Source organism: bacterium (genome assembly GCA_023228325.1).
GTDB lineage: Bacteria > Auribacterota > UBA6266 > UBA6266 > UBA6266 > UBA6266.
In genome coordinates this window covers 885633-910377 of sequence record JALOBK010000001.1, presented here as the reverse complement: position 1 = coordinate 910377, position 24745 = coordinate 885633, and the positions used below count along the sequence as shown (strand labels likewise).

Sequence of the window (24745 nt, the reverse complement as noted above, 5' to 3'; positions counted from 1 at the left end):
TTTGCTTCTTCTCCGAACAAATTAATGCTTCCTATCTCTTGGCGGACAAGGGTCGTTTCCATAACTATCTTTATCTCTAATCTTCCCATCAACCCCATGGATAACTACTTCCGTTTTTTGATTGATAGCAATATCACGTGCAGTATCAATAGCATCTTTCTGGGTACGATGAATTGAAGTTGCTTTGGAGTTCCCTGCACCTTTTACCGCCCAACCATTATCAGTCTTTACTACATGCTGATTCTTTTTAGTCATAACAGCACCTCCTTAGTGTTGCCCTAAAAATAAAAAACCTTCAACAAGGCAATACACCCCTGCTGAAGGTTTTTCTTTTTTAACGTCCGGGATTTACCCCTTCCAACTCGGGACGAGATAACATAATGATTCATATACACTTATATAAAGAAAATGGTTAAAAGTCAAGCAAAATTATGGACATTGGCGTATATTATTGGTATTATGAATAAATGGCCAAATTTAGAACTCCAAGACGAAGACTAACCCGACAGCGAAGTGGTTTTAATGTTTCAGGGGACAAAAAAGGGTCAACCTGTAAATTGCTCCATACAGATGAGTTGCATCCTGATCAAGGCGTGATTTCTGTTCAGGCAAATAAACACGCAATCGATCTTCCCCTCTTATTCAAGAGGCAGTTTAGCATCATCGGCATTGGCTATTACTTAAAAGCCAATAGCAAGTGTGCGATTACCGGAACGATTAAATGGTCTCACCACGGGCAAAATAATTCCGTTGATTTAAAACCTGAACACATTGAAACGAATGACTGGGTAAAACTTGGTTCGCTACTTGAAATAAGTGCACACCGTCCTCATTCGCAAATAAAGAATGTTATCATAACTTTAACCATCGCGACTAAAACCCCCATCAGTTTTTTTGGGTTAATCTGTGACAGTATAAAACATCCTTTCTTTATTGATAATGACGTATATGATGCTTTTCTTGAAAAAACATCATTATATATTCCAGAAATTTTATACATTGACCCGACAATTTCTCAACTTCCATACTCGACAATTATAGGAAACTCTAAACCACTGAAATCTGTTCCAATCGTTTGTAAATCATGCAATCGATGCTCACGATTTTTACCGATCGATATTTTAAATGAAAGAAACACCTTGAGCTTCAGCAATCATTGTGTCTCCCGAGCTCCTTGCCAACACTCAGCATTTTCGACATACAAAATTGAAATAGGCTCTGAGATAAAAATACCTAAAATTAGCAACGGACAATTAGTAACTAGCCATTTTGGACACCAACTTGAATGTAAAGTTTGCAAAAAGTTCTTTGTTAACCTCCCTCTGAATCCTCTCCGTGACAGCACCCAACACAGAGAGGATTCATTAAGACGAAGGGCGTTCGAGGTCTTAGTAGGTAAACTCCTAGAGCGCAAATGGATTTATCACATATATAGATTGTCTAAGGGAAAAGAGTTTGATGTTGCAATATGGGAGAAATTTGATAAAAAATGTTTTAACTGCGGAACTCTGCTCAATACACCAAATGATATGAATTTGGACCACACCATGCCTTTGGCCTATTTATGGCCGTTAGATGAAACTGCAACTTGTTTATGCCAAACATGCAACAGTTCTAAGAGCGATAAATTTCCAATAGATTTCTATCCACAAGACAAAATTGACAAATTGTCTAAAATCACAAATCTGCCGCTAGCAACATTACAAAGTCGTCCCATTAACAGAATTGCGGTCGATGAATTGTGTAATAAAATTGTTTGGTTTTTCGATGATTTCCTGTCGGATAAAGATTACCAGAAAATTAGAAAAGGTAAAAAAGCCGCAGATTTAATCGTTCACGCTCTACATAACGTCATCAATAGTAGTGGTCCCACTACCGATCTTTTAGACGCCTATAAAGAAAAGACCGGGAAATATCCAACAACAATAACAATTCACCATTAATATAGGACTAAGTACTGGTGACTCGTTACAGACCCTTTATCTCTAATTCCGTGTAACTGACAATGTTTCACTGACTCATCAAATAAATCATATTTCCTAAAATATCGCTTGCTTCCTTTGATTATTTCTTGAGCCATATCACATTTTTTACTCTTGCCTAAATGAAAAACAAAAGCGCCTCCTGTTTTTAGACGCTCCCTTCCCTGCCTAAAGATATTATCGTATACATCGAAACTCTTTTTCTGCCTTTCCTCCACATATAGACTGGTCTTATGCTTAAAGTCACTGTCATCCCATCCACAAAACCATATTCTCATCCAGTTGGATAAATAAAATCTCGTGCTATCAAAAAAAGGAGGTGACGTAATTATTGCGTCCAGATCACTAATATCTTGCGGCCAAACTTCTGTGGAATCATGCAAGAAAACGTCTCCTTCACAAAAATTGTCTGGCAAAACAGCCTCTAATGATTTTTTCACCTTGGTCTTCACTTTTTCATACACATTTTTATATACAAACTCGCCAGTCGGTGCATACGGAGTGATTGGATGCGATCTGCGACTTAATGCATATGGTCGATTGCCGTGTAAAATATGAAGCAATGAGGCAACCACTAACATTTGGCTCGGACCTTCTGGTCGATGTTCCTTTACAAACCTTCGCGCCAAAAGAACCTCTTTTAATGTCGTTGGTTCGAAGTAATCTTTAAGTTTTTTATTAAATCCGAATTTTTCAGCAAGACTTTTGTCGTGCTTGGTTAACCCCTCTCGATTAATAAATTCTTGCATCTCATCCAAATAATGCATCGCGTCTGCGTCATTACATCTCTTAATTTTAGCTCTTGAAATATAATATGCGGGCTTGCTTATATCCATTCCGAAAGATCGCCTTTCTGACAAAGCGGCCTCAAATGGGATTGTTCCAACCCCAGAAAAAGGGTCAAAAATTCGACCCTTTTCAGGAACAAATATATCGACCAGATGGCGTGCAATTGCTGGCTTCAATTTGCCTCCATAAGAACAAATTGAATGATTAGGATGCCCCCAATTCTTTTTGGAAAACCCGTTTTTTTGATGAGGCACATCCTTTATAAACGAATTCCAAGAATTTGTATTAAAATATACTTTCTTAGTAGGTTCTGGCATATTCTTTGAAAAAGTGAACACCAACAATTCTTGAGTCAAAACATTCTGGTTTCTTGAACGTCGTTTTCGCAAAGTAAACTTTTCCTTTAATTTATATCCACCCATGTCTGACAAAATTTCCGCCAGTATCTTGTCTGTCGGAATGTGAACACCAGCAAATATTGAATCGCCAATATCAACCATTACTCTCGAGTCTTTTTTCAGCAAATACCGCATTCCATCAAAAACAGAATACATCTCGTGAAAGTAACTATCAACCATTACCGGGATCCTGCCGTCGTATGCATTCTTTCTCAATGCAATTAAAGTCGCATCAAGTATTTCGCTTTTGAAATCGTTTTGTTCTTTCGTGCTCACTCCGTTCTTTGCTCTGACATCATTAATCCCAGACGTCAAAATTTGATTCCGCAATCCCCTTAAATCAGTAGAATATCTTATGTCTCGTAGAAACCAAAGTTCGATCTTGGTATTACGCAAATAATTTGTCCCGTTTAAATACGGAGGACTCGTAACAACCGTATCAATACTTACATCCTCCAGTAATGACAATTTTTTCGAATTATAAAATAAAAATTCCGGTTTCCTTTTTAAATGATAATCAACATTAGCGATATCATCTGCTATCTCAGATATTTTAAGAGGTAACTCCTTCCCTATATCGTGGCTTTCTCTTTCCAATTCCTTTTTTGTTTTAAAACGAACATCTCCTACTTTTTTCAAGTAAGATACTTTCAGGAGTATTGCTACGACACCAACACAAAGAACCTTTGATAACAGTAAATCTCTCTCAGCAACTAAGTCGATATAAGTCCGTAGCTTCAGTATGTGGGAAAAAGTTTTTGGATCATAATATTTACTCTCACCAAAAAGTGCTCTATAGTTGCTTAACAAAAGATAATCTTCCTCGTAATCATCAATCAACTTCATAATGCGATCTTTTTCACTTAATAAACTTTCTGCCAAATTGCGTCTCTCGGCTTCTTCAAGCAAAAGAACCTCAATTTTTGTCTGAGAAAGGAAGACCAAAAGAGGATTAACCTCGGCAAAATAACTTTTTATACCCAATGAATCTGCCGCAAAAACAGTTGTTCCAGTCCCAGCAAATGGGTCAAAAACACTTGTCGCATTAGGGGCATATCTCTTCAATAGCGCTATAACAAAATCGGGAGAATATCCTTCAACATAGGGAAGCCACCTTTGAAAAGGAATTTTTTTACTACTTTGGAAGGTAGCGTCTGTGGCTGTAACCAGGGGGAAATCTTTGATAGATTTTTTTAACCTTAATTTAATAAATTTGCTCAACGTCCTTTCCTCAGCCGAAGCCATTTCCAATAATTGCTGATACGTGTCGACAGTGATGATTTCTCGAATTTCCTCATTAGTCAGAGATGATATCAAATTATATACGTCTTTTTCTTTTGCAGAGAAGGAAACCGTGACTCGTTTTCCACCTGCAAAATCAAAAGCTCCATCTTCTTTAAAATATATGGATTTAAACAATTGAGTAGCCATGCTTGCTTAAGTTACCATAATATGATACTTACTTCAAGCGAATTTTCCGTGAACTCCTCTCTCCCAATAAATCCCTTTCTTTTTCCATATTCATAAAAAGGGATTTACTGATCGAATTTAGATTTTATATTCAATTAAATAGAGTTTTACTAATTCCGCAACAAACTTATAATTTCCTCCTATATGCCAGTCAGTGTTGCGCTCAGGTTCAACAGATGATTTGTAGTCGTAAATTGTAAACTGCAAACCGTTGATCCTCCCGTACCATTCCACCTGAATCTTACCGTCTAGCGATGATGTCATCTGCGGCCCCCCGAACACACGCACTATATCATCATACGTTGTTCCTTTGGGCAAATACCCCTGACAGCCTGTTCCGTTGAGTGAACCGACACCCATTTGCACATCCAAATCCAGTTCCATTTTAACTTTCACTTTTTCACCTTCCTTGAACCCCAGCCGGACTTCCATCTTTTAACCGCTCCAGATACAAGCGCATCAATTTCCTGTTGAGTTATGCCTTCACCGAGAAGATGCATAAGCTCATCTTTATTTAAAATGCGGAAATTCTTAATCCCACGATCCTTGTCAATCAGCATAAGCTCATTGCGACTTTTTTCTTTAGATTCCATGACTCCTCCTTTTCTGTGAGAGTAGGCCATAGAGTGTTATAGTTGGCAAGTTATTTCTGAACTACCGCTTTTACCGCAAGCGGTATATCTTTTGCCTCTTTGACTATGACCGCTATCTCGTCTTTAGTCAGTTTCTTATCCGCAAAAGCTACCAGTACAGCGTTCAGTAGCTCGCTGATCTCTTTAAGCACCTTTAGTGCCTTAGCTAGTATAAACCATACCGCCCCGATGCCAACACCTGCCGTCAAGAGTTGTGGAATATTTCCCGTAACATAGTCTAATATCAACTTATTCATTTCGTGCCTCCTTCTTCCTTTTCAGCAAAAGCGATACTTAACGCTTTTACTTCTTTTGCGGTTAATCCGCATACATTTTTGATCTTAGTAATCGCTGATTTTAACTCCTTCCTCGCTTGGACTTTTTCCTTTAACTTTTTCAATTGTTTTTCTGTAATCAATCTTTTAACCATATCGCCTCCTAATCCCATGCTAAACTTACGCCATGCAGTTTTAAGTCTTTGTTATTATGCGACGTAATCTTATACCTCACATCGCTATCAGCACTTTGACTGGAAACATCCGCTACAGCGTGTAATATCCTTTTGCCTGTACCGTAATCACCTTCCTCCAACAGAGTAGCTTCTTCCCAAGTCGATCCGTCATCACGTGAGATGTACGCTTTTAAATCTGAATTAAGCGTAATACTTTCAACGTCTTCCTCCTGAACGACTATACGTACAGTATCCGGATTTTCTTCAGCAACAAATTGAGCGCTATGAAGATCCATATTTTCAGGCGTACCTTCGTCATATTCAGATATCGGAGGAATAAAAGACGCTGTGTGTCTTGCTATGCCTTTTGAAATCCTAAGCTCATCAAGGCATCCTTTCAAACCATACCTTCTTGCCGAATATGTTTCGTTCCCGATAGTAACATTTGCCGTTGCCTGAATATCCATACTGCACGTTCCGGAGTAAATCAGCGATCCATTAACAAAAATATGTAACTGATTTGAACCTGTGCCTGCCCGGCATACTTCGATGTGATACCATTCCCCAAAGATCAAAGGTAAGGTTGTCGTGTAATTTGTATCTACAACATATACCTGAATATAATTGGAAGATGTCTTCCGGATTGTCCACGATACTCCACCACTATTGTAATTACTGACCAGAAAGTGTTCGGTTGAAGTTTCCAAAGGTTTATACCAGCAATCTACCGAAAAGTTGCCAGTCCCAAACTGGAAATCTGATCCGCCGGGGATTGTCAGATAATCGCTATTTGAAAACCCTTTATACGCACCTGAGCCGAATACTGACACCCAATCAAGTTTGGCTGTGCCTACACAAATAACATTGTACCCATTGGCGCTCTCATCTGTTATGATGCAATTTCGATAATCTTCTGTGAATCGGCAGACAACATCAGCATTACGTGTTACTGTATGACCTGTATTTCCATTATCAGCAAAAATATCTCCGCTTGTATCGTCAGGAGTACCATCGAAGTGCATGAGTAATTTTGTATTAACATCAGAAGTGAAAGCTACTATCGGCGGGATAAAGTTAGCTGTATATCTCGCTGTATTGGAAACTCGTAATTCTCTCATCCAACCCTTACAATTAGCACCGCCTCCACCCACTTCTCCAATTTTCATCAACAGTGTTCCTGCAATATTTTTACTGTTTGTTCCGGTTGCAGTAGAATTGCTCTGCATTCCATTTATAAACATCCGTAGATTCCCGCTACTATCTCGACAAGTAGCAAAGTGATACCATACGTTCGGTATCGGAGTGAAACCCAATCCCTGATACTCAGTAGCATTTAAATAAGTATGAAACCCTGAAGTTCCGCCTCCATCATATATTGACATCCTGATTCCTGTGCCTGTTCCACCAGCACCAATATCAACCATACATGTGCCTCCGGCAGAACCATCCCACTTGAAAAATCCTTCAATAGTAAAAGCTCCTGTTCCAAAATCCCAATCTGCATGGTCTGGTACTGAAAGCCAACAATCACTTGTACCGTCAAAATACGCACCACTCCCCAAAGGATTATTCACCCCTGACGGCGGATCAAAATTTAGCAACAACAAAGTATTCACATCTGACATATAAGGTAGTGTCGGCGCTTCATTTGGTCTTACCGTATCTGATATCCGGAAATATTTTATCCAGCTATATGTATGGCTATTGGCTATGTTCTCTCCATATCTCAATGCTCCAATTCCGACCTTCCCTGTTGGCGATACCGTCGTTGATGTGGTGTTTGTTCCGATCAGTTCTTCGTTTAAATATATGCTGTAATCGTTACCGTTTCGTATTATCCTGATGCGATACCATGTGTTCTGCGCTAAACTCAACCCTGATGCCGTACAGAGCGAATACGTGCCTCCCCATACAATACTCGAACTGCTGACACTTAACCCTAAATACGATGAATCACTTGTGTAATGTGTAAACGGATACCCTTGCGGTGTTTCGTGAAACAGAATTTCCAATTCAAGCGTATAGTTTGAATTCCAACATGTAGGTGTCCAGTCGACTTTCAAGTAATCAGAATCACCATCAAAAAATCCGGCTGTCCTGCTTGTTTGAACTGGCATTATTGCACTATTGTTGGTCGGGGTCATAGTTTGCCCGCTATCTGATATATCTTTAAATCCTACTTCATCAGAATAAAATTCAAGCCATGATAAATGTCCTTCATCAGCAGTTTGTATAGAAGAAAAACTGAACCGGTAATACCTATAGGCTGTACTATTTGTAAATGAAAAATATTTTCTCTCGCCCTGACCCCAAGTTACTGACTGCGAGTCAAGTGTATCCCAATTTGTACCATCGTTCGATCCCTGAAAATTCCATGCGTTAAAAGTACGTGCGTAATAACTGTCGTTCTGAGCGCCGAGACAATACCCTTTCAAAACCTTTGCGTTACCGCTACCGAAATCATAAGTTAATGTATGGCTTGCACCCTGATGCGCTTGATCTCCCCAGTACGTTGTTGATTTCTTATCTAAGAGTTTGTCTGTCTCATATGAACTGGAAACTGTAAGCGAACTCGAAAAATTACCTTGATAAAGTATTTCACCAGCACCGTTAAAATGAGTTAACAGCTTTACATAACTGTCTATCCCTCCGCCGCTTTTCTGTGGTGATACAACACCATCCTCAATAGAATAGTTTGAACTCGCTCCCGAATCTATCCCTGAACTATCTTCAAAAGAATCTATAATCCCATCAACCATACCGAACTTAGATAAACTCTCATTGCTGGCTATCTTGAAAAATGCCAGCATGATGTTACTTTCAATACGATCTGCTACCTGAAGTTTGCTATTAACATATTTGATCGTAAAATTATCTATAGAATCACTTAAGTCTGTCTCTTTCGGTATCATATACAGCGTTCTTACATCTTGATATATATACCCCTCGTTCGAATTAGCGTCCTTGTCCTCGTAATTAACTATCTTTGTCATTGTCGTTTTGCAATAAACCGAACATATGGATATTGCATCATCCGGCAAATTGCTCCATTTGGCTACCGGTGTTGCGTCTTCGTCACCCTGACACCAAGCAAGATCGCCTGCGTTATTCAGATAAAGAATATCAACTCTGGGGTTTCCTGTTGGCGCAGTTATGCCCGGAGAATTACCTCCTTCAAAAACTACAGGTTCACCATTACGATGAATTTGGTAAAAATAGTTTTCTATATTACTCCCTGATACTTCCACTGTCATATCAGGTGTATCTTGCGCCTGTGGACGTAATGCGGATATGTCGCCCTGGAATAATGCGCTTAATGCGTTTCTTATATCGCTCGATACCGGGGATCCTCCCGATACCGGTTTTGTGCTTTCGTTTCCTACCGCTGGAAATATTGCTTTTGCCATAACATCACCTTAATACCCTTTTGCGTAATAATTTATTTTCCCCGCAGTTTGTACCATAACGTTTGCCGGGTCTTTTAATCTGACATTAAAACCTTCTGGCAAACTGCTCTGATCAACGTCAACCACATATGCTGATCCGGAACAAACTACAAGCAATCCTTTAACCTCTATAAAACTATTGAAACTGATCGTTGTCCATCCACTGCCCGAAACGTCAATGCCCATGCCTTCCTGTGTTCTGTCATCCACATCAAACGTTACACATAAACGGTATAGTGCTAACATATAGTCCGCATCGTTACATTTCATGACTAATTTGAACCTGAAATATCTACCAGAATATCTTCCTGTAGAAAAACTTTCCCAATTATCCGGTTCCGTCTCAGTATCTGAATAAGCGATAAAGATTTGAACTGAACCACCTTGCTCATTAAAAATGCCAGTCTGCATGGAAATATTGGATTCTAGTATTCCGCCAAGATCTGATACTTTAGAAATATATACGGCTTCATCTACTTCAACAGGCTCATCCCATGTGATCCCCAATTCGTCCCACCAAGCATGCTCAGTATCCCACTTATTCTGCGCTTCAATCTGGATACCAATTCTGTAATAATCCTGTGAATATCCTTTCATCCATACTCGTTCCGCTGACCCAGTTAGAACGCCTTCACTTAAATTGTAGTCTTCAGATAAAACTATATTTTGTTCAGGAACATCAGTAATGTATAAACTGAAAACAGTCATCTCATCTGAATAGTTCCCTGAAGTATCAACCGCTTTAATAGCATAATGTTTCTGTCCTGAACTTACCGTGAGCAAGTCATATGATGAACCAGTTATGTTTTCCGCTATTATTGTTCCCAATGCCCATTCAGCATCCGCAAACGGTAACTGCTTTAATTCGTATCCTCTTAAATCCGGATCTCCGACTTCAGCCCATGAAAAGTGCAGGTAATCTCCGGCAAATGAAACAGAAAATCCACCAACATCTCCCGGAGGCGCACTTTTACCTTCAATCACAATATCCCCTTGCGGGCTGTCCCCTATACTGTTCTGTCCACCAATGTCAGATATAGATACAACCGCTACCTTTACACTATCGCCTTCCAGCAAGTCTCCCATTATCGTGTGTATCGTGCCTGTGCTTGTTCCCCTTAGCGTCCAAGTTCCTCCGCCATCTTTTGAAGTAAATATTCTCACTCCAGCAAAACTTTTCAAATCATATCCCGATACGTTTGGATTGTTCCATGACACACCGATCGTGCTCTCGACTGTACCGTCACCTAAAACTTTGATCTCTTCATGTAATTTTAAATCTGTAATATCCGGGATATCTCCGGCAAACTGCGAATAGTTATTGCTTGGCAATAAGACTGCCGAGTCATCATATACAGATTCGTCATACTCAATAGCTATAATTGTAACTTCGTTTTTTGAATCCCTCTGCATTGACAATGCTCGGTACGGTTTAACGACCTTGTTATTTTCTCCAAATGCGTATGAATCATATACCTGTGGGGCTTGGCTAAACGGAACTGATACTGCTATCTCCGAATATGTCCCTTCAGCATTTGTAACTGTCCTTTCCTCAATAGTCCCATCCGCAAATTGCACCTGCAGTTTGTATGTCTTGCCAGAAGCTACCGCAACATCCCTATCCATCTTTACTGAAGAAACCGTTGAACCTGACAATATCCTGCCGGAATAACCATATTGGGGTAAATCGTGTGAAATCCCGATAAGATCCGCACTCTGAATTGTTACAGCGTCTATCCCTGCTTTAAAACGCACTGAACTATTAATTATTCTGCTTCGGTTTAAAATATGCCGTCCTTCTCTGAGTGCATATGATGTTCTTGTGGTTAATAATCTTACCGCTTGTTTGCGTACTGGATCACCGTTCGCTAATGATGTTTCATTAATCACCGCTATTGTTTCGTTCTTATAATCCTTATCTTTATCCATATACTGAATTTCGATAACATTCGGCATATCTTTACGGGATTTCCATTCTTGAATAAATGAATTTTCAACTATGGATCCCATGCCGAATATTTGGACTATATCGTCAGGTTTATCTATTTTGGCTTTTATCTTTCCTTCAGAGAAGAACGCCATGCCCCTGAAAACGCCACATATCTGATTAACTAAATCAAGTGCTCTTGACATTCCATCGATAACAGCATCTATCCTAAACCGTTTCTCATAATAAGTTGTGCCATCGCTATCTGTGACCTCAACCTTTTCCTCACAGTATCGTGACATTTCAAGATATAAATCATCATCTATATCATTGCTCTCGATATAGTCCCCTAACCCGAAAATGTTATTTGTCAGCAAATCTCTCATGCACCACACTGGATTAGCGGAATATTTGGTAACATATGCTTCACCGTCCCAGCTCAATACAGTATCGTCCGCCAACAATTTGTATGTTTCAGATACCGGATCCCAATAATAGTCTTCCCAATCAACATCATTCTCACCATTTTTAATTTCCGGCACTCTTATCTTTCTGCCTTTAACAAGGACGGTTATTGTCGGCGTGCTTCCTGATATTTGGTCTGTCGCAAGAAACCGTATACCTAGAAGCGCAGTTTTTGGATAAATTAAATCATCTGTTGTTATTTCATCCATACGTTGCAAATACATTTCGTTGATATGTTTTGCGTTATCTCCATCTTCACTTGTTTTGGTTATACGAATATCATATTGCCCGGCAGTGAGCCCTTCTATTCTGTATATACGCTTTACGGCTGACCGAGTTTCTCCGGTCACTTCTTGTTCTTCAAGTTCCGTCCACTCTCCCGCTGTGTGCAATTTATAATCAACACGGTATTTTGCAGTTTCAGAATATACGCCACCGCTATTCCCCTGTTCATATAATCCGTATGGAAAATTTAACTGCACTTCAACTGCCTCAACTTCTGTGTCTGATGTTGTATAGACATACGGAGTGTCGTAACTTAATTTAGCCCCGATATCAAAACTCTGATGTAAGTCTTCAAATGCGGGAATTATATCCTGATCGTTTGTACCGTAGCGTTTATACACATCCACTCCATAGAAATTCTCCATTGGATTGTCGTTTATTTTTATACTGTCGATACTTTCTACTTCACCTGCACATAAGCCAATCAAGATATTGAGATAATTCTTTTCGCCATCATTCCATACAAACTGGTTAATAATATTTCCACCGCATCTATGCTCACCATAGATTATGGGTATCGGAACGCTCACATCTGATAATGTGCGGATACCATCCCACGCATAAGTGGGAGAACTATCCTCAAAGGTATCTGTTCCGGTGCTCCCGAAACTTGGCATTTTTGGTTTATTACTTGCCTGAATAGCGTAACTTATTCCCGCTATAGCAATCATTCCGATCAATGCGGCGTTGTTTGCTAAAAATGAAAAGATAGCAATAACTGCGGCTCCTATAGCCGCTTTTATCTCCGGTACGATCAGTATTTCATCACCGTCAGAGACAAAGATACTGTCATCACTAACCTTTTTACCGTTAAGTATTATTCCGCATCCCTTAACATCAAAGCCGGAACACTTCAAGCAATCAGATACAGTCATACCCCCACGGTAAATGATTTCGTCATTCTTCCGGTTTTTCTTTTCTAAAATGTTTGGAATAAATACAACTCTTATCATCCTGACATCCTCTTTAATCTATAAAACCCATATATCTTATCTTTCCAAGACTTGTTGTTTAGACTAGAAATAACCGTACCTGCTCGGCATGTATGAATAAATTTATTCCCGCTAAGCACAACCCCGGCGTGATCACATATCCCTTTTCTGTTTTGAAACAGCACACCATCATAAGTTTGCGGACAATATACTTGTTCCCATTCTTTATGATAGTTTTCTATGAAATAGTTATTACCAAGACGAGCCCAGTTAACAGCATAACTATCTTCATCCATGTCAAGCAGTTCGTACCCCAAATCTTTATACACATTTTTAACTAACCCCCAGCAATCAAGTCCTGATATCTTACGTCCACAATGCCTGTATGGTATCCCAACATATTTCTCTATAATTGTTTTTTGTGTTATCATCTCACGTATATCCTTGATGTCGGTATCGAAGGGAACCCGCCAAAACGTAAGGTATTACTTAAACCCCGACATCTCTGCAAAGTTTTATTACATTCTGTTTCTGCCCCGGCATAACCGCATTCTTCGCTTTTAAATTTCCACGAACAATAGTTCCGGGAATATACCCTGCCCGGCAAGTTGAGTGATAAAACATCGAATTTGCCAGTAAGCTCAAATACCGCATCCTGCTGGTTTGTTTGATAACTATCTATGTAATAAACATCCTCAACATATGCGTCTTCATCATCCAGCTTATCCGCAAAAACCAGCTTAATTGAGACCTTCAGCCCCCTGAGATCGTACACCATTAAATATGACTGTATCAGCCTTGATACATTTCCCAGAACTACCTTAATTGTATTTATACTTCCTTGTGCGTTGTCTCCTATAAAATCACACCTAACTGGAAATTTTGTATATGTCACACCTGCATAAACAATATCTTGATCATAATCACAAAAATTGAGGTCTTCTCCTTCTGTTCCCGTATAATCGTGTATTGTAAATAGAAGTACCGGACGGTTCGCCTGTTTTGCTTTTTCGCTTATGAACCCTTCACCTGACGATCGCATTACTTCACCTCCGTCAAAGAAAATGAACAGTCATATATACCTGAAGCTTTATTCACAAAAACAAAGCTATCGCTGTCAAACCGAACTGCATACTCGACGCTGTCGTTGGGGTTTACCCAAGTAAATGATTCATAACTACCTTTACGTGCGACATAAAATGATCTAATAGTAGTTAACTCCTCTGTTGTTCTATTATGAAACTGTAATGTCCATTTTCGTAGTGGAATGCTTTGTTTCGATCGGCGCTGTTCTACTCCATTCTCGAATTTCGTGATCAACGTCTCGAACTCTATCTTCTCTTCAAAAACAAAATCTGGTATTACATTTAATACAGCCACATCTCCACCTTACGCATATTGTCTCAATGCTTTTCTGAAATTTCCGTTTGTTTCCAGATCCTTCGCTACCGCATCAGATAATGTTCTTCTATTACGCCACACATCCTGTGCGTCCCATGCCTGTATAACTTGGTTTACGTTTACTGTAACGTGCGTTCCCGTCCCTGTTTCGCCTTTATTGAGTGCACGTAAATTGTCAGACCCGCCAATATTCCTCATCCCACGTCTGGAAAGTATCCCTTCACCTGTCTGCGCTATTATGGGAACCTCGTCCGGAGCTAACCCCTGATGAGCCCTGATAATACCGCCATTATGATATTTTCTTACTACCCCTCCTGAATGAAACAGTTGCCCTATAGGTATACCAAAAAGTGACCCGCCAGCTCCTGCCATAGCACTGAACATCTTTATAAGCATTATCTTCGCAATAATATTTGATATCATCTGAAGCATTGCTCTTGAAAATTCACTGAATATATCTTTAACGCTTTTTAGTTCTCCGGTGAAGACCTGAAAGAAAAACTGACTAAATGCGTTTTGCATGTTTCGTGCTGATTGTTTGGCAAACTCTTCCATTGCGTTAAATGAACTATTTACGTTTTGTGCCTGTTTCACAACTTGCCCCGCAACCGTTTTAAGCACTTCTGTTGTCTTCGTCCCCGAATCCCGAACTTTCGCAAAAACAAGTTCATACTGCTCCATCGCTTTTTGAGCGCTATCCATCGAAGCGAGTTCAAATGCTTCTCTATTTATGTTCATGCTCTCTGATAGTCTTTGTATAGACTCGCTGGCTTCTCTATACGTTTCACCAAGATTTCCGGGTAACTTGCTTAAAAGATCATAAAATTTTTGCAATGGGATAAGTAGTTTTTGGAATACGACTACACCTATTTCCATTAACTTAAAAAATCCGGAATATATCTGCTCTAAAAATCCTTGGAATAACCCGAGAACATGCCATAGCGCTTGACCTACCTGCATAGAAAAATCAGCCCATCCGGCTTTTAACTTCTGCATCTTTTCAAGGTTTGTCATTGTAGATGTATCTATTTGTTTAAGTATTTTTTCGCCTGCCTCAAGTGTGGCATTTAAAAATGCTTGCTTCCTTTCATGCTCAGTTAAATCTTTAGCTGACTTCCCTATACTCTTGGCATATTTCTCGTATGCATCACCCGCACTCACGATAATACCCAAATTATCAAGAACAAGTTTTGACTGTCTGCCGACACCGATTGCTATACTTTCAAACATAAACCCAACATCTTTACCAAATGCTCTTGCCGAGGCTCTTGCGATCTCCATCATTTTTGATAATTTATCCGGATCGATACCCAATATCATCGCCTGTGAAGCTTTTTCCATTATTTGGGCTGTAGACATCGTTTCCCCGGACATCCGGCGTAAATCCTGTATCATTTTGTCCGCACTTACACCCAAAGACGTCGCTAGATTATTAAACGCTTGTTTTTGCTGTTCAGCTTTAGCACCAAGTTCCATCAAATCCCATGCTTTGCGAAGCGCCATTATCGATGCTGTAATTGCCGCAGTTATAGCGAGCCAGTTCTTTTTCCATGAATTAGCGAACCTCTGCAAATTGCCACGTATACCTTGCAAACGTTTACTGGCTTCATCTTTAAGCCGTAATATTATTGAAAGCTGTTTGTTTGTCACTTTTTAAACCGTTCCCTCTTTTTAGCTCGTTCAGATTCAATGTTTTTGAGTTCCCGTTCAATTATCTCTAAAGCATCCAAAAACTTTGCTGGCTGTGATAACCATCCACCTTCATTCGGGAAATACCCTTCTCTGTAATATTTATACGCTTTTAAATACGTACCGCTTTGTTTTGTGATTATCCTGAATGGACATCCTGTATAAGTTTCCCCATAGAGTTCCCACTCTTCCTGTCCCGGTTGTTCATATTCACAAAATCCCTTATGCCCTTTAAAACAGGCTTGGCAGTTCACCGATATTTCACCCGCATGAACTGCCAGTATTAGTTTTTTGTTTCTGCCTCGCTCAACTTCGATTCTTCCAGAATCACTTCTGCCAGTTCCTGTCTTAAATTGTTCGGAAACATTGCAATGATCCTATCCGGTACAGATTCACGCATTTTTCCTGCATATCTCAACGTTTCAAAACCTAGCGTTAACGGTTTACCTGTCTGTGGATCAATAAAATTATCCAACCCTTTCAGCCCGTATTTAATTGCTTTAATCTGGCGTTTATTCCAGTTAAGCCTTACATTGGCTTTCTCATCCGGATTCGCTGAACTCATCTCATATAAACTGCTTTCATCGTCTATCTCCGCTCTCAATACAGGATCCATAACACCAATATGGAATATTGTTGGGTTATCTTTATCCGGATCGTGTTTTGACACATACTCTCTTGTTGAACTTATATCAACTCCTGTAAACATACTTCCTCCTAGATTAATAGTATTGCTAGTTCATCGTCACCCGGGTCTATAGATCCGGTTATATCAAAGCCGGTTTGCGCTAACTGTATTCCGTCCCTGTCGTTATCATCTACTTTGTTATATATGACTGCGGGTAAATAGAATCTGAATTTGTTACCAGCCGTCTCTCCATACTCCAAGTCCATAACTACAGGAGTATTGTTAAACCATTTCCCGAAAAAGTCATGTGTCGCTACAGACACCATTTCCGGGTTAAATGATCCTTGTGCGTCTCTACCGGTTATCATGTACGATAGAATACCTTTCGAATCACTGATCTTATCTTTTGGTGCAAGTGTATTCGCTATATCGATCTCGACTTCTCCGACATTTAATGAAATATCGTCACATAGCATAGTCGCATTCAAAAGCACTGGCGGCACTGTCTGATCAAACGACAATCCTGATAGAAGTGATGCATCTGATACACCCGCTTCAACACCCATAAAACTAAAATCCGCTGAAACAGGCTCGCCTATTTTGAAATTGAATTTAACAGTCCCCCTGCAACCCTTCAGCAGTTTTCTGACACCATCTTCATATAAACCCATGGTCACTGATGTAACATTATCGCTAATTGGTTTAATCTCCTGACCGGCAGTACCCGGCACCGAACCTGTAGTAGCCGTGGCTTCTGAAGTTGAACCGGTAATCGTTTCACTGTTTTCAAAAGTACCGCTTATTGCGACATAATACAACGTCGTTGTTCCTGTAGATGTCTCTATGACAACCCTTCCCTGCGCTCCCGAACTGCCTCCAATAATAGTCTCGCCATGCTGAAAGGGTCCCGAAGTTATTGCCCCGATCGTTATTTTCTGCAAACTGTTTATTTCAAAACCGCATGCCTTAATTATGTCAGCCCATTCGGGTTCGTTTTCAATATCTCCCGCCCCCTTTAATTCGAGACTGAACTCTAATCCCGCTGATCTTTTACCTGTAAGTTTTCCCAGTTTTGTTAATGACGAACGAACTATATCTCTCTGATACATTTCAGGGTCATAGTTTGCCTTTGGATAATATTTGACCTGTATACCCGCATTTACTGCCAATAGAGTTTCCGCCGTACCTTCTATTGATTCCTCTTTAACAGCTAACTGTCTTTTTCTTGTTAACATTATCTTCCTCCCTTTAATTTACTAATGTCGGATCGTTTCGTTTATGCTGATATGTTATCCCTATCTCAATAATTATCCCCGCATACTGCTGTCCTTCCGTTGTCTCAAATGGAGTCGTCCCTCGAACATTTGTATCAATTGCGTATCCTCCTCTTGAATAATCCGACAAAACCGCTTTTTTTATATCCCCCTGCAATCTGTTCAGATAAGTATCGGTCACAATACTGTCCGACTCGTTATTTATAAAAAACACATCTAAGTACACTGTCAACTCGCATTGTATATACGGTAATGTTCCGCCCTTTTCCTCCTCGTCACCGGGGCTTAAAATAACTGTCGGAACATCAACCAGACTGTTACCGTGCATTGACCATCTTTGAACTGTATCTGCGTTGAAATCAAAATTATAGCCATTATCAGTAGTGATACTTTCCAGCGTGGTCTTAAGATTTTGTAATATTTTTTCTCTGACTGTTTCATTCATATTTTCTTCAAAGCCTTGTCTATCGAACTATTCAAAATATTTATCCTGTAATTATCCAATCCATCCCAAGTCCGGTAAAAACCTAATCGGGGTTTAATCCTGACTTGCCTTTTTAAAACATATAATGGCATTAGTTTGCCTGTCCCCTTCCACACTCTTGTCAAAAACGTTTTCCCTTTAAATCTCATCGGTTTTACATTTTTAAGTTCTCTCGGACTTTTGTATCTTTTTCTCAGCTTTCCTTTCCCTGTGAACATTTGAGATCTTGCTGATAACGGTACAGCTAACCGTCCGCCACTTGGATCCCTTACTATTCCGCCTTCTTCGTGCAACCGTGCTATTTTAGAATCGGTATACACTTCCATGCCCATATCATAAATTGATGAAGTGACAAGCGATACACGTTTAAATGTTCCAAAAAGACCGTGTCCTGATGCTCCTCTCACACCCGGTGGGCCCTGAAGTTTTTGCTGTCTAAACCTTTTCAGAAAACCCTTGGTGATACGATCCATCCCATCACCAAGTTCAATTTTTAATTGTCTCGGCGCTATTTTGATTGCGTTATCCAGTTCTCTTGAATCTATTTCAACGTTTAAACTCATTACCAACCTACCAGTAGATGAAACATTCCTTCATCTTGCGTAATAATATCAACTATCCTTCCCCTTCGTTCTATTCCTTCAGAATCATTAAATGTTATTCTGTCATTCTGTTTGTTGATCTGCAAAACACCGTCATCCTCATCTTTTAGAATATATATCTCAGCTTGGTTTTTTATCGCCCTGCCGTTATTCTCTCCAGTTAGCTCAAGCTCTTTAAAAACAACTATCGCTTTTATTTCTTTCGGCAATACGCCCGAAGACGCATACTCTATTTCATCGGCAAATTCATCTGTATTAAGAAATACTTGCTTCATATCATCTGGTAGCTGTTCTTTAAAACTCATGTTGAAATAATCCTTTCTATTAGAAGACCAGTTACATAAAAAGCTAACCCGATAAGCCCCCCGGCTATACAGGTTACAGAAATGAAATATACTGCCTGTTTAAATTTTCCCGCCCACTCTGCGCTATCTCTTACAACCGGGATAAACTCATCCATCTTTTCTCTGATCTCATACACAGTTTTCGACAGCCCATTATCAATACGATCTTTGATATGTTTGATATCGCCTGAGAGTTCTGTGAATTTAACGTCTGCTACCCGTATCTTTTCATCATGCTCTTTTAACTGTTCTTTTGTTTCTTTGTTTTCTTTCTCCAGAGCGATGTGTTTCTCTCCACATAATTCTTTTGTCATATTTTTGCTGATCATATTCTCCTCCAAGCTAAGCGGGCGAGGGAGTTAATCCCCCGCCCTGCCAGATCAGTCTACTTTTAAAAGATGAGCAAAATACGAATCAATAACCTGCTCGTCTACATGTTGCCTAACTCGGTAAACATCACTTCTCACATCTTCCGCACGATACTGTTCAACTACCGCATTATCAGGGCTGTCTGCTTCCCACAAAAATGTTCTGCCTATACCCGGCTGTGACAAATCCTGTCCGTCATTCGCCACAAGAGCTAAAAGAACATAGTCGTCGCTCCATATATCGCCACTTACAAAGGCTTTCCCCTCTTTTGCGGTATTTTGTATAGCTTTCCCCTCAAATATATATTTCACCCCGAACAAATCAGCTAAAGCCGATCTCACCTCAGCATCTGTCGGTCTCTGTGTATATTTGATAAGATCAACTATCTCCGTATTCGCTTTCAACCGTTCGATATTTGTCGAACTCATGATAAGCGCATTTGGATTCATTCCGCAGTTAGATCGCACTTTGGATTTTGCTGTGCGTATCTGTGTAATAACTTTGCTCCCTACAGCGTCCCACGGAGCTGATCCGGATATGTCTGTATACAAATCAGATCCCGTAAATACGCTTGTATCGAATAATGCACTTGCTATCCTTTTTTCCTGCGCTTGAAGAACTCTACGCATGGTGATTTTTGTCGTTATCAACTCCGCATCAAAATCACTTGCGTACATCTCTCTTTCGCTATCATCCAATACTCCTTCCAAACCGTGTTCCTGACAGTTATACGATTTATCCTTTGCGCTGAACCCATCACGGTTATAGTTTCCTCTCATGGCTCTTTTTGTATCAGCATTTCGAGTAATACTTTCCCGGGTTATCGCAGGATATACCGATTTTTGTTTCTGCGTCTTAAATATCGGCATGACTGACGTGCCGATGAACTCCTTCTCCTGTTCCACGTACTCTAAAAGAGCCGTTCCTAGATCCATTCTCGGTGTGGCTCTCTGTCCTGAATATTCAATGCCCATTTTTATCCTCCTATTTAGCTAATTTTTATTACCGTTACAAAAACATCGAAACTCGCTTCAGCACTCGCTAAAACTTTTAACGCTGATTCTGCTTCCAACTCGTCTTGTTCAGCGATTATTGTCCCACCGGCTACGATAGTGTCATCCGCTGTGCCTTTAGCTTTATTTGCCGTAATATCGTTAGGTGTCGCCTCTCCATCCTGCAATTTTACGTTTGAAGCCGTTGTGTCTCTTGATATCAAATACCAATCGATCACTTTGCATTTAAATGGCAACGACTCTACAATATCGACTGCTGTTGTAGCATCAGTAATACCCGTTTTAGCAAATACTACCGGAATCGCTCCGTTTGCGTTTTCCGCTTCAACTGCTACACTTGCTCCGTCTATATCAGAAGCTGAACCGTTATCGAGTACACCTTCGATTATTTCTGCATCGGCAGTTGCCGCTTCCAATGCTGTTCCTATCGAATTGCCTACTGCTGTATCAGCGACTTTTCCATCATCGGCACCATACAATGTTGCTCCTACTGAAAAAGCTTCGCCTGCTGTCAGCTTAAATGTTCTTCCCGCATGTTTTAACGCTACGGTTACAAAATCACCTTCTAACACTTTCCCGGCTGTAATACCGATAAAGTCGTCTCCCGCATCGGCATACTCTACCTGTGTTCCGCTACCCGCACTTAATTTCACCCTGCGAAAAGCTTCTAAATCTTCTCCTGCTGTAAATGCTTTCATTCCTATATTTTCTTGTGACATTTTCTCCTCCTTTTAGGTTCTTTTCTCTGCTGTTGCTTTTAATGCATCCGTTATCGTTCCGCCATGCTCTTGCTGAAACTGTTTTGCTTTTTCCAAATGACTCATCTGTTTCTTTGGTTCTTCCTCGTCATCAGGTCCGACTTGTGGCGCTGAAGAAAGTTCGAGATCTTTTAATCTTTTATGCTGAAAATTGATTCTCGATTTGTCTTCACTCAAGCCTTCTTCTATCGCTGATAAAGCAAGCTGATTCATACCAGTAAACTCTTCAGCTGTTTTCATGATAGAAACTACCCTTGTCCTTTCCTCTTTAACACCATTTTCAACACCTTGCTGAAAAACCGTGTCAAACAACTCTTTGTGCTCATTTTTCAATTGTTCGATTGTTATAGCTTCCATACCTTTTTCCTCCTTTTGCATAAGTTCTTTATTTGTCCTGTATCTATCTAAAAACCCGATCATTTTGTCTACGGCAGATGCCTCCGCAAGAAACTTGTCCAGAAACCCTGACATCTCTGCAGATGGTTTAACACTGTCTGAAAAAAATGCTGATCCGAACAGCCCATTGTTTGCGGCTGGATCATCTACAACATCCACTGACAACAGCTTTGTTACCCGTATAATCGGTGGTAACTCATTACCTTTATCGTCAAGCTCCTCTTTCTTCTCAGCATCCCAATGGATTACCATCGACGCTCCGAACATTGCGGGATCGCTTTCAGCCAACTTAAGCACATACCCGCCTAAATCTCCGTCCGGAGCATCAAATGCGGTTTTGTCGATATATAAGTCAGCTCTCACAACTTCTCCATCTCGCCTGAAACTTTTTACCCTGCCTAGAAATGTTCCAAGTGCCGTATTTGACATGTTGGGATGCCCAAATCTCGACTTCACTCCTACTGTCGACTTGTTCCCGAAACACACAACATCATCCAATGCCTTGTCGTCAAACTCTCCACGTTCGTCTTTAGTTACTCCTTTTGAAACTACCGCAAATCCATAAATGATATTGTTATCACGATCAATCTTCATATCACCGGCTCGAACCACATCCGTTCTAAATAAATTATTCCTCATTATTCACCCCTGTATCTGTATCCTCAGCGTCTCCGGCATTTTCATCTGATTCTTGTGAGATATTTGTATTTCTGTCTTCTCCAAGATTGAGACCGAGTTCACTGATTTTTTCTTGTTCTCTTTTTCTTTGTTCAAAACATTCTTCCCAGTCTTTCCCCTGAGAGGAGTAAAGATCTGAATATGTAACAATTCCATTTTTTAATCCCACCTCCGACGCTTTAGCTTCTTTTAGCGGATCGACCCATTCCCATCCCGGGGCTACCCATGACGCATTTGTCCAGTATGTTTTATTTTTATAAAAAGAAATATTGCCCAGCTCTCCCTTGAGATAGGCTTCTTCCAAAACCATTTCCCATACTGGTTGACATAATTTGCGGGCGATCCATTCCTGCCTGACCTTAAAATATCTGCGTGCTTCTAATAGTGCCGCTCTTGCCGATGAATAATTTGTCTTACTAAAATCTTTCGCAACAAGTTCGTAAGGCAATCCCAGCGACGCTGATATCGCTCTTAACATTCTTTCGACGAACGGTTCAAAAGTGGCTGTTGGTCTCTGAGGATTAAAAGAAGTTATGTTTTCTCCGGGCAATAAATGTTTTATCATTCCCGGCTCTAACGACTCGACATATTGACCTTTCATGTTACGATCAAAACCGTTATTTAAATCCATTGACGCTTCTGATGTTATAAACAGTGAAAAACAAGCCGCTATTCGTGCTGATACAAGTTCCGCTTCCGCATACTCACCCAAATCTTTAAAATAATTAAGTACCGGCGCAAAAAAGGGTACTCCACGTGTTTGCCCTGAACGTTGTACCGGAAACAAATGAAATACATTCTGCCTACCGAATTCGTTCCTTGCCGGTATCTCTATAAACTCACGGTCTCTTGATTTACTGAACCTGTAATCACCCGGATGTGTTTTCTGTATAAAATATGCGACCGGTTCTCCGTTCTCGCCAATTCTCACACCACCTCGAACAGATTTATCTCCCCGCTTATTCGGCGGAGTATCCAGCCTGTCAGCTTCTAGCACCTGCAAAGCTAATGCGAAAGGTCTACGTTTATCTTTAATCATAGTAGGGATAATTATCGCTTCCCCATTTTCTAAGATTTGTCTATCAACCAGTTGCTGTATCTCGTAAAAATCCATGCGGTTTCCCGCATCGGCAAAAGTTAACCATTTCTTCCACGCCTGTTCAGCTTTCTTTTGATATGTTTTTGCTTCGGTATCATTTTTACCTAATACCTCGCCATCCACTCTGCTCTGAGGTTTAATCCCCACTCCTACGACATTTGTCGTCATTGTCGATGTTATGCCCGAAGCATGCGCATCATTACGATTTAAATCACGGCTTCTTTCTCTAAGTGCTGAAAGGTCTGGAATTATATCTTCATCCGCAGACCCTCCACCGGGTATCCACGATGATCGTAATCTGTTTCTGCTCGCTCCCTGATATGCTCCAAATTTTTCTGTTACTTTTATTGCTGATCTATACATGCGCCTTTTAAGGCTTGCTTTGGGTGAAAAGAAACCTACAACACCATCTATTCCATTATTTATTTTTTCACTTATACTCATACCGGATCTCCAAACGTAACATATGTTGTCCGTGAACTTCCCGATGCTATTTCCTGTCTCAATTTATCTCGTAAAGCCACCATTTCACTCAAACTGATATACTGCAAATTTCTGCCACCAATTGAGTACGACTGTACAGCACCACCTGTCATACGTGCGTTTATGGCATTCTCAACATTTTCAAGCATTTCTTGTTTTGTAGGTGCACTCATCTTATTCCTTCTCTATGCCAATAAAAAAACCCGATTCCCCCTTAGCTAAGGAATCGGGTTTTATAATTTTATTGGGCTAAACGGTGATCAGCCGTCTTGCTTGTCCTGTTTATCTACTTATAGTTTATCTCATGTAAAATCTTTTTCAATATGCTGTTTACTACAAAATAGTACAAAGTTATTTATTCTTATTTCTCATGTCAATATCGATTAGTAACTGATAAAACCTCACTAAATTCTCGCCCTGTTCTTTTGCTTCATCAAATGAAATCTCTTCTCCATATGTTTCTTTCATTATTTTCTGATACTCTTCAACCATTTCTTTTGATAACATTTTATCCCCCTTCGTTAATTTAAACCAAAAAGGATATTATACTTCAACACTTTTAAATTTCTTCTCGCATGTTTTACATACATGGTATCTTATCGGCGGTCTGGAAACATAACACCTCACATCCTTACTGTTGCATTTCGGACAGCGTATTGGAATGAATGGCACCCCATATTCGCTATCATCTACAGGTTCTGTAATTTTTACTGGTTCTTCTTTTATCCAGTTTTTATTTCTTTTCAACCA

General features: G+C 40.0%; 27 protein-coding genes. 1 reads left to right on the top strand and 26 read right to left on the bottom strand.

Translation table 11 applies throughout. The features are described from left to right. Positions 1 to 21: 21 nt before the first annotated feature. Positions 22 to 255, bottom strand: a complete 234-nt coding sequence (locus M0R36_04330; GenBank protein MCK9555029.1) for a DUF2188 domain-containing protein — start codon at positions 253 to 255, stop codon at positions 22 to 24. A 212-nt stretch (positions 256 to 467) separates the two neighbouring features. On the opposite strand from M0R36_04330, the gene M0R36_04325 reads away from it, so the two are divergent. Next, entirely contained in the window at positions 468 to 1943 is a 1476-nt protein-coding gene (locus M0R36_04325; protein ID MCK9555028.1) for a hypothetical protein, read from the top strand. Here M0R36_04325 and M0R36_04320 read toward each other — a convergent pair. From M0R36_04320 to M0R36_04200, 25 genes are all read right to left on the bottom strand, one after another. Continuing rightward, positions 1940 to 4600, bottom strand: coding sequence for a site-specific DNA-methyltransferase (locus M0R36_04320; GenBank protein ID MCK9555027.1), 2661 nt, complete (start codon positions 4598 to 4600; stop codon positions 1940 to 1942). The genes M0R36_04325 and M0R36_04320 overlap by 4 nt on opposite strands. 117 nt (positions 4601 to 4717) lie before the next feature. Continuing rightward, positions 4718 to 5035 (bottom strand): hypothetical protein, encoded by a 318-nt coding sequence (locus M0R36_04315; protein MCK9555026.1) that lies wholly within the window; start codon positions 5033 to 5035, stop codon positions 4718 to 4720. After that, positions 5032 to 5232, bottom strand: coding sequence for a hypothetical protein (locus M0R36_04310; GenBank protein MCK9555025.1), 201 nt, complete (start codon positions 5230 to 5232; stop codon positions 5032 to 5034). The genes M0R36_04315 and M0R36_04310 overlap by 4 nt, the downstream gene beginning before the upstream one ends. Before the next feature lie 50 nt (positions 5233 to 5282). Then, complete coding sequence (locus M0R36_04305) at positions 5283 to 5528, bottom strand: hypothetical protein (protein MCK9555024.1); 246 nt, start codon at positions 5526 to 5528, stop codon at positions 5283 to 5285. After that, positions 5525 to 5701 carry a hypothetical protein gene (locus M0R36_04300; protein MCK9555023.1) on the bottom strand — a complete coding sequence of 59 codons (177 nt, stop codon included), beginning with the start codon at positions 5699 to 5701 and terminating at the stop codon, positions 5525 to 5527. The genes M0R36_04305 and M0R36_04300 overlap by 4 nt, the downstream gene beginning before the upstream one ends. Positions 5702 to 5709: 8 nt before the next feature. Further along, entirely contained in the window at positions 5710 to 9129 is a 3420-nt protein-coding gene (locus M0R36_04295) for a discoidin domain-containing protein (GenBank protein ID MCK9555022.1), read from the bottom strand. Between the two features lie 9 nt (positions 9130 to 9138). Beyond that, positions 9139 to 12798 (bottom strand): phage tail protein, encoded by a 3660-nt coding sequence (locus tag M0R36_04290; GenBank protein MCK9555021.1) that lies wholly within the window; start codon positions 12796 to 12798, stop codon positions 9139 to 9141. After that, a complete protein-coding gene (locus M0R36_04285; protein MCK9555020.1) occupies positions 12795 to 13208 on the bottom strand; it encodes a C40 family peptidase in 414 nt (137 codons plus the stop codon). The genes M0R36_04290 and M0R36_04285 overlap by 4 nt, the downstream gene beginning before the upstream one ends. Beyond that, positions 13205 to 13819 carry a hypothetical protein gene (locus tag M0R36_04280; GenBank protein ID MCK9555019.1) on the bottom strand — a complete coding sequence of 205 codons (615 nt, stop codon included), beginning with the start codon at positions 13817 to 13819 and terminating at the stop codon, positions 13205 to 13207. Before M0R36_04280 ends, M0R36_04285 begins: the two co-directional genes overlap by 4 nt. Then, a complete protein-coding gene (locus M0R36_04275) occupies positions 13819 to 14157 on the bottom strand; it encodes a DUF2460 domain-containing protein (protein ID MCK9555018.1) in 339 nt (112 codons plus the stop codon). The genes M0R36_04280 and M0R36_04275 overlap by 1 nt, the downstream gene beginning before the upstream one ends. Positions 14158 to 14166: 9 nt before the next feature. Beyond that, entirely contained in the window at positions 14167 to 15828 is a 1662-nt protein-coding gene (locus tag M0R36_04270) for a hypothetical protein (protein MCK9555017.1), read from the bottom strand. Then, positions 15825 to 16121: a hypothetical protein gene (locus tag M0R36_04265; GenBank protein MCK9555016.1), complete on the bottom strand. Its 297-nt coding sequence runs from the start codon at positions 16119 to 16121 to the stop codon at positions 15825 to 15827. Before M0R36_04265 ends, M0R36_04270 begins: the two co-directional genes overlap by 4 nt. Before the next feature lie 29 nt (positions 16122 to 16150). After that, complete coding sequence (locus M0R36_04260; GenBank protein ID MCK9555015.1) at positions 16151 to 16576, bottom strand: hypothetical protein; 426 nt, start codon at positions 16574 to 16576, stop codon at positions 16151 to 16153. A gap of 8 nt (positions 16577 to 16584) precedes the next feature. Then, on the bottom strand, positions 16585 to 17730 hold the full coding sequence (locus M0R36_04255; protein MCK9555014.1) for a phage tail tube protein: 1146 nt from the start codon (positions 17728 to 17730) through the stop codon (positions 16585 to 16587). A gap of 13 nt (positions 17731 to 17743) precedes the next feature. Next, complete coding sequence (locus M0R36_04250) at positions 17744 to 18214, bottom strand: hypothetical protein (GenBank protein MCK9555013.1); 471 nt, start codon at positions 18212 to 18214, stop codon at positions 17744 to 17746. Continuing rightward, a complete protein-coding gene (locus tag M0R36_04245; GenBank protein MCK9555012.1) occupies positions 18211 to 18816 on the bottom strand; it encodes a hypothetical protein in 606 nt (201 codons plus the stop codon). The genes M0R36_04250 and M0R36_04245 overlap by 4 nt, the downstream gene beginning before the upstream one ends. Next, a complete protein-coding gene (locus M0R36_04240) occupies positions 18816 to 19130 on the bottom strand; it encodes a hypothetical protein (protein MCK9555011.1) in 315 nt (104 codons plus the stop codon). The genes M0R36_04245 and M0R36_04240 overlap by 1 nt, the downstream gene beginning before the upstream one ends. 26 nt (positions 19131 to 19156) lie before the next feature. Continuing rightward, positions 19157 to 19513, bottom strand: a complete 357-nt coding sequence (locus M0R36_04235) for a hypothetical protein (protein MCK9555010.1) — start codon at positions 19511 to 19513, stop codon at positions 19157 to 19159. A 66-nt stretch (positions 19514 to 19579) separates the two neighbouring features. After that, positions 19580 to 20542, bottom strand: coding sequence for a major capsid protein (locus M0R36_04230; GenBank protein ID MCK9555009.1), 963 nt, complete (start codon positions 20540 to 20542; stop codon positions 19580 to 19582). Positions 20543 to 20556: 14 nt separating this feature from the next. Beyond that, a complete protein-coding gene (locus M0R36_04225) occupies positions 20557 to 21300 on the bottom strand; it encodes a DUF2190 family protein (protein ID MCK9555008.1) in 744 nt (247 codons plus the stop codon). Between the two features lie 12 nt (positions 21301 to 21312). Further along, the gene (locus M0R36_04220) at positions 21313 to 22374 is read right to left on the bottom strand and encodes a hypothetical protein (protein MCK9555007.1); all 1062 of its coding nucleotides are present in this window, start codon (positions 22372 to 22374) and stop codon (positions 21313 to 21315) included. Continuing rightward, entirely contained in the window at positions 22364 to 23956 is a 1593-nt protein-coding gene (locus M0R36_04215) for a phage portal protein (protein ID MCK9555006.1), read from the bottom strand. Before M0R36_04215 ends, M0R36_04220 begins: the two co-directional genes overlap by 11 nt. After that, on the bottom strand, positions 23953 to 24168 hold the full coding sequence (locus M0R36_04210; protein ID MCK9555005.1) for a peptidylprolyl isomerase: 216 nt from the start codon (positions 24166 to 24168) through the stop codon (positions 23953 to 23955). The genes M0R36_04215 and M0R36_04210 overlap by 4 nt, the downstream gene beginning before the upstream one ends. 178 nt (positions 24169 to 24346) lie before the next feature. After that, positions 24347 to 24502: a hypothetical protein gene (locus tag M0R36_04205; GenBank protein MCK9555004.1), complete on the bottom strand. Its 156-nt coding sequence runs from the start codon at positions 24500 to 24502 to the stop codon at positions 24347 to 24349. A gap of 36 nt (positions 24503 to 24538) precedes the next feature. After that, positions 24539 to 24742 carry a hypothetical protein gene (locus tag M0R36_04200; protein MCK9555003.1) on the bottom strand — a complete coding sequence of 68 codons (204 nt, stop codon included), beginning with the start codon at positions 24740 to 24742 and terminating at the stop codon, positions 24539 to 24541. Positions 24743 to 24745 lie beyond the last annotated feature (3 nt).